The sequence below is a fragment of the Leucobacter sp. NPDC077196 genome (assembly GCF_040687075.1).
Classification (GTDB): domain Bacteria; phylum Actinomycetota; class Actinomycetes; order Actinomycetales; family Microbacteriaceae; genus Leucobacter.
Map to the genome: position 1 here is coordinate 1 of NZ_JBFBML010000044.1, position 1464 is coordinate 1464.

Annotated in this window: 3 protein-coding genes; 1 reads left to right on the forward strand and 2 read right to left on the reverse strand. The window is 61.1% G+C overall.

The window, feature by feature from the left end; translation table 11 throughout:
- The coding region (locus AB0O71_RS15415) for a helix-turn-helix domain-containing protein (protein WP_363746728.1) at positions 1-156 on the forward strand (156 nt) is incomplete at its 5' end.
- 46 nt (positions 157-202) lie between these two features.
- On the opposite strand, the gene AB0O71_RS15420 is transcribed toward AB0O71_RS15415, so the two are convergent.
- Both AB0O71_RS15420 and AB0O71_RS15425 read right to left on the reverse strand, forming a co-directional pair.
- Complete coding sequence (locus tag AB0O71_RS15420; protein ID WP_363746725.1) at positions 203-607, reverse strand: arsenate reductase ArsC; 405 nt, start codon at positions 605-607, stop codon at positions 203-205.
- Positions 608-631: 24 nt separating this feature from the next.
- Positions 632-1464, reverse strand: an 833-nt coding sequence (locus AB0O71_RS15425) for a metalloregulator ArsR/SmtB family transcription factor (protein ID WP_363746727.1), incomplete at its 5' end; no start/stop codon positions are given.

Below are 1464 nucleotides of genomic sequence, written 5' to 3' on the forward strand. Positions count from 1 at the left end.
ACTCACGCGGCTGGCACCCATACGCAGACGGAGCTCGCCGAACTGTTCGATATCTCTCGCGCCACGGTGTACCGCGAGCTCCAACGGGCCTTACCCCCCCAAGCCGGCGATCTAGCGTCGCGAAGAAGGTACCTCTTATCCTGCGGTGCGCCGTGACAACCTATGCTGCTCCTCACGAACGGTCGCTTCTAGGGTTTGTGAGCTACACCAATTCACTCACAAGCTGACTGATACGTGTACGGATCTCGTCACGGATGGGTCGTACTGAGTCAAGATCCTGCCCGGTCGGATCATCAAGCTTCCAGTCCTCGTAACGTTTCCCGGGGAAGAACGGGCAGGCGTCACCGCAGCCCATTGTGATAACAACGTCAGAGGCCTGTACCGCTTCTGTGGTGAGTACTTTGGGCTGCTCAGAAGTGATGTCGATACCGAGTTCCGCCATCGCGGCGACGGCCATTGGGTTGATTTGATCGGCTGGCATCGAGCCGGCCGATCGAACCTCGATGCGGTCTCCGGCGATGTCGCGCAGGAATCCTGCGGCCATCTGGGACCGACCAGCGTTATGGACACAGACGAACAGTACGGAGGGCTTATTGGTGTCAGTCATAAATGCGTCGCTCCAGATAGTTGGTTAGTGGGTGAGGTCGTCGACGAGGGTGCGAACTCGGGCGGCAATGTCATCCCGGATGGCTTGCACGCCCGCGTCGGATGCGAGAGCGGGATCGCCCACGGCCCAGTCCTCGTAACGGACGCCCGGGATGATGGGGCATACATCTCCGCACCCCATCGTGATCACCACGTCTGCCGCACGAATCGCATCGTCGGTGAGGGGTTTTGGGAACCGGTCAGCTGCGGCACTTTCCCCTTCGATGTCAGCGATCAGTGATCGCACGTGTGGGTGGATTACATGGGCCGGTTGTGACCCTGCCGAGCGAGCGATGACGCGTCCGTCCGAGATCTGATTCACGAGTGCTGCGGCGAGCTGGGAACGACCGGCGTTTGCGACGCAGACAAACAGCACTTGAGGTGCGGATGTGTCGTGTTGTTTCGTGAGGTCGCTGATGCGTTGGCGGGCGAACCGTTCGGTGAGTGGGATGAGCGCAGTGGTCACTCGTGCGGTGCTGACGAGCGCTGTGTAGGACTCACGCACGATGGAGCGAACGATCTGTGCGTCGAGCTCGGGTACTTCTGCGGCGAGTTCGTCAGCGAGTCGGGTCACTCGGGCGTCAAAGTCCGGGCGCACCACGTCCGCTGACTGGGTATCCAGCGGCCTTGCCAGTGCGACCGGGGCGAAAGATTCGAGTAGCGCCGTGACTGCTTGCTGCCGGCCGGGTGTGATCCGGTACCAAACCCACGTACCGCGCCGCTGTGCCGTGAGGACGTCAACCTCTTTGAGTACTTTCAAGTGGTGGGACACGGTGGGCTGGGAGACGTTGGCGAGTTCGGCGAGATCGCATACGCACG

Bases quoted from the DNA above. Each gene is read 5' to 3' on its own strand.
- AB0O71_RS15420 (WP_363746725.1), bottom strand. From the start codon at position 607: ATGACTGACACCAATAAGCCCTCCGTACTGTTCGTCTGTGTCCATAAC.